This is a genomic window from Wolbachia endosymbiont of Drosophila incompta, from assembly GCF_001758565.1.
Classification (GTDB): domain Bacteria; phylum Pseudomonadota; class Alphaproteobacteria; order Rickettsiales; family Anaplasmataceae; genus Wolbachia; species Wolbachia pipientis.
The window spans coordinates 149,626-152,853 of record NZ_CP011148.1; the positions used below are offsets into that span (position 1 = coordinate 149,626).

Here is a 3,228-nt window from a genome sequence, read left to right on the forward strand (position 1 = left end):
TATAAGTTTTGCACCATCCTGCCTACAATCTATATTTCCCGAGCCGAGCTTCTGCATCATTTCTTTAAGTAGAAGCATAGACTCACAATCTGCTAAATCACCTGCAATTGCAGCTATTTTATTTGATTTTGTATTCTTTAATTTCTTTGCAGCAACAGTTAATGCCTCATTCCAATCAACTGGGGCTAATTTACCATCTTTTTTTATATAAGGTCGATCAAGACGCTGAACTTTTAGTCCATCATAGGCAAAGCGGGTTTTATCTGATATCCATTCTTCATTTACCTCTTCGCTCAGCTTTGGTAATATCCTCATAACCTCCGGGCCACGATAATCAACTCTAATTGCGCTACCCACAGCATCTAGCACATCTATAGTCTCACAATGTGATAGCTCCCATGGACGCGCTGTAAAGGAGTAAGGCTTTGAAGTTAAAGCTCCTACCGGGCAGAGATCTATGATATTTCCGGATAATTCAGAACTAATATGCCTTTTTATGTAAGTGCTAATCTCTACATTTTCTCCCCTTCCGATTCCTCCAAGTTCATTTGTACCTGCAACATCAGACAAAAATCTAACACACCGAGTGCAATGAATGCATCGATTCATCGCGGTCTCAATCAGTGGTCCGAAGTGTTTTTTTGGCACAGCCCTCTTATGCTCATCAAGTCTGCTGGTTCCTTTCCCATAAGCCATCGTGATATCTTGCAAATCGCATTCACCACCCTGATCGCAAATTGGGCAATCAAGCGGGTGGTTAATTAGCAAAAACTCAAGCACACCTTCACGTGCTTTTTTAACCTTAGGGGTATCAGTGTGAATAACCATCCCTTCTGCAACTGGCATTGCACAAGAGGCTACTGGTTTTGGAGGTCCACCCTCCACTTCAACCAAACACATTCTGCAATTACCAGCAATTGCTAAACGCTCATGATAACAAAAACGTGGAATTTCAACGCCCACGACTTCACAAGCTTGAATTATAGTGAGCCCATGCTCTACTTCACATTCCTTAGAATTAATAGTAACTTTAACCACAACTATTATACAGCTTCCCACTTTATAGGATTGCCGCTTACCTCATCTTCAACCAGATTGCCGTTGTCATATTGAGCAGACATATAATTCATGCGCGAATCACGATCTATATATCTAACAGGTTTTACCGGTTTATCTTTATACATTTTTTGCTCAGCTTTCTTACGCTGAGTAGGGTTATTTTTACTAGCTGTCTTTGCTTTCCCACCTGCTGCCATATAAACTCCTAAAAACTTTTCATTCTATTTTAACACTTAAGTATATAGCGTCAATATTTAATAACTTTAAAATTTCAATAGATCTCTTATTATAATCATTTTACAATCATTGTTTAAATAAAAAGTTACCCCTTGATGCCATTCCAGCGCATGACGCACAGCTGTACGAACATTGCAATTTGCAGGCAATTTGCGTGGCAGATTCAAGTAGCTGACACTGGTTTCCATCCAAGACAGCAGTAGCCCTTTCGGTGTTATTTCAGTGCTTGACACTGAAATCCAGGATTTTGATTGGATACTGAGTTGGTAAGCATAAAAGTGTAGCTAACGCGAGCTCTACGTCATACCGCGATTTATTCGCGGTATCTCAAAGCATAGATCCCGCTGCGGGATGACGATTGTCGTTTAGCTATAAACATTAAGAAATTTACCAAACGAAAAAAAAGGCAAAAGAAGCCCTGGGGTTATTATCCGCTTTAAAATATTGGCGTTTTTTATGTTTTAAACGCTTGACAAGCAAGATTAAGCTGCTTTTAATTGCAACTAACTTACGCTGCAAATGTTTAAGAAATTTACTAAGCAGAAAAAAAGACAAAGAATCCCCGAGTTAGCTAGTCTTTTACTATCTCTGTCGAGTATTGGCATCTTTTGATGTCTTGTAACGCTTTATAAGCGCGTTCAGCTTATTTAGATAAAAATCTAGATGTAGATGAAGTTTTGTAAAGACATACAGTATCTATATACTGCAAAAAATTGAACATAAGACGCCGATACATTAAGTAATCCTTACCTTTTAATCTGCAGATTGGCGAAAGCAAATACAATAGCTTCAATTTTATGATAAGGGGGCTGGCGGAGTTTGTCAAGGAAGTTTTTTCGTTTCTAACGATTGTTAACATGCTGCAAAAAACTATGCAAGAGGTCTACCACTTTATTAGGTATTTGTGCAGTTATTGGTGTTATCAAGATACTCCCTAATCTTCTTCAAGTCCTCCCAGGCTAAACGTTTTTGTGCCGGTTGGCGAAGTAGGTAAGCTGGATGAAATATAGCGGCTGTGGTGATTGAATTGGACAAATATTGGTTAGTGTACGTATGAAATCTACCACGCAAATTCGATATAGTTTTTGTGCTGTCAAGAAGGCTATAACATGCGATTCCCCCGACCAAAATTAAAATTTGTGGTGAAACTAGTGCAACGTGTTTTTCGACAAATGGTCTGCACATATCAAGCTCTAGGTCGGTTGGCTTTCTATTGCCAGGTGGACGCCAAAATACAGTATTGCTTATGTATACCTTAGTGCGATCAAGATTGATTGCATTTAACATTTTATCGAGCAACATTCCACTTGCACCACAAAATGGTATGCCTTGAAGGTCTTCATTTGCTCCTGGAGCTTCACCAACGAGCATAACTTTTGCGTTTGGATTACCATCGGAAAAGACAGTATTAGTTGCAGTTTTTTTTATCTCACAACCTTCAAATGATTCAACTGCACTTCTTAGTTCATCCACACTATTACATTTGCTTGCAAGTTTCCTTGCTTCGATTATCCAGTCACTTGGAAACATGTCTTTTCCATCTTTAGTGTCACCCCAGCGCGTATCTGCATCTTTCTTCTTGGTCCCAGTTTGGATAACAGAGGGTTGTACACTCTCTTTGCTCTCCAATTTTTTTTCCTCTTCACCCTCTGTTAGTGTGCAATCAACGCCCACTTCATGGTAAAATTTTAATAATTCTAGGTCTTTATTGCTCATAATGCTTTTTAACCTTTTGTGCTTTTTTCATGGCCATATCATACTTTAATTTAGATAAATGTCTAATATATAATATGCCGTTTAAGTGATCTAATTCATGCTGAATACACCTTGCAAGCCAACCACTAGCTTTTAGTGTTTGTTCTTCATTATCTAAGTCTTTATATTTCACAGTTAGATACTTTGGACGCTTAATTTCATGACTTTGCTCTGGAA

3 protein-coding genes and 1 pseudogene (1 of these 4 only partly in view) are annotated in these 3,228 nt (G+C 38.6%); all 4 read right to left on the reverse strand.

Going from position 1 to position 3,228, the window contains the following annotated elements:
- On the reverse strand, positions 1-1,038 hold a 1,038-nt coding region (gene nuoG / locus WG67_RS07990), incomplete at its 3' end, for an NADH-quinone oxidoreductase subunit NuoG (RefSeq protein ID WP_458694958.1).
- A gap of 5 nt (positions 1,039-1,043) precedes the next feature.
- The gene (locus WG67_RS00720; RefSeq protein ID WP_006279675.1) at positions 1,044-1,256 is read right to left on the reverse strand and encodes a hypothetical protein; all 213 of its coding nucleotides are present in this window, start codon (positions 1,254-1,256) and stop codon (positions 1,044-1,046) included.
- Positions 1,257-2,190: 934 nt separating this feature from the next.
- Positions 2,191-3,012 carry a uracil-DNA glycosylase gene (locus tag WG67_RS00730; protein WP_010082207.1) on the reverse strand — a complete coding sequence of 274 codons (822 nt, stop codon included), beginning with the start codon at positions 3,010-3,012 and terminating at the stop codon, positions 2,191-2,193.
- Positions 3,002-3,228 (reverse strand): annotated as a pseudogene (gene def, locus WG67_RS00735) (peptide deformylase) (it continues 313 nt past the right edge of the window). Before def ends, WG67_RS00730 begins: the two are co-directional and overlap by 11 nt.

Bases quoted from the DNA above. Each gene is read 5' to 3' on its own strand.
- WG67_RS00720 (WP_006279675.1), bottom strand. From the start codon at position 1,256: ATGGCAGCAGGTGGGAAAGCAAAGACAGCTAGTAAAAATAACCCTACT.
- WG67_RS00730 (WP_010082207.1), bottom strand. From the start codon at position 3,012: ATGAGCAATAAAGACCTAGAATTATTAAAATTTTACCATGAAGTGGGC.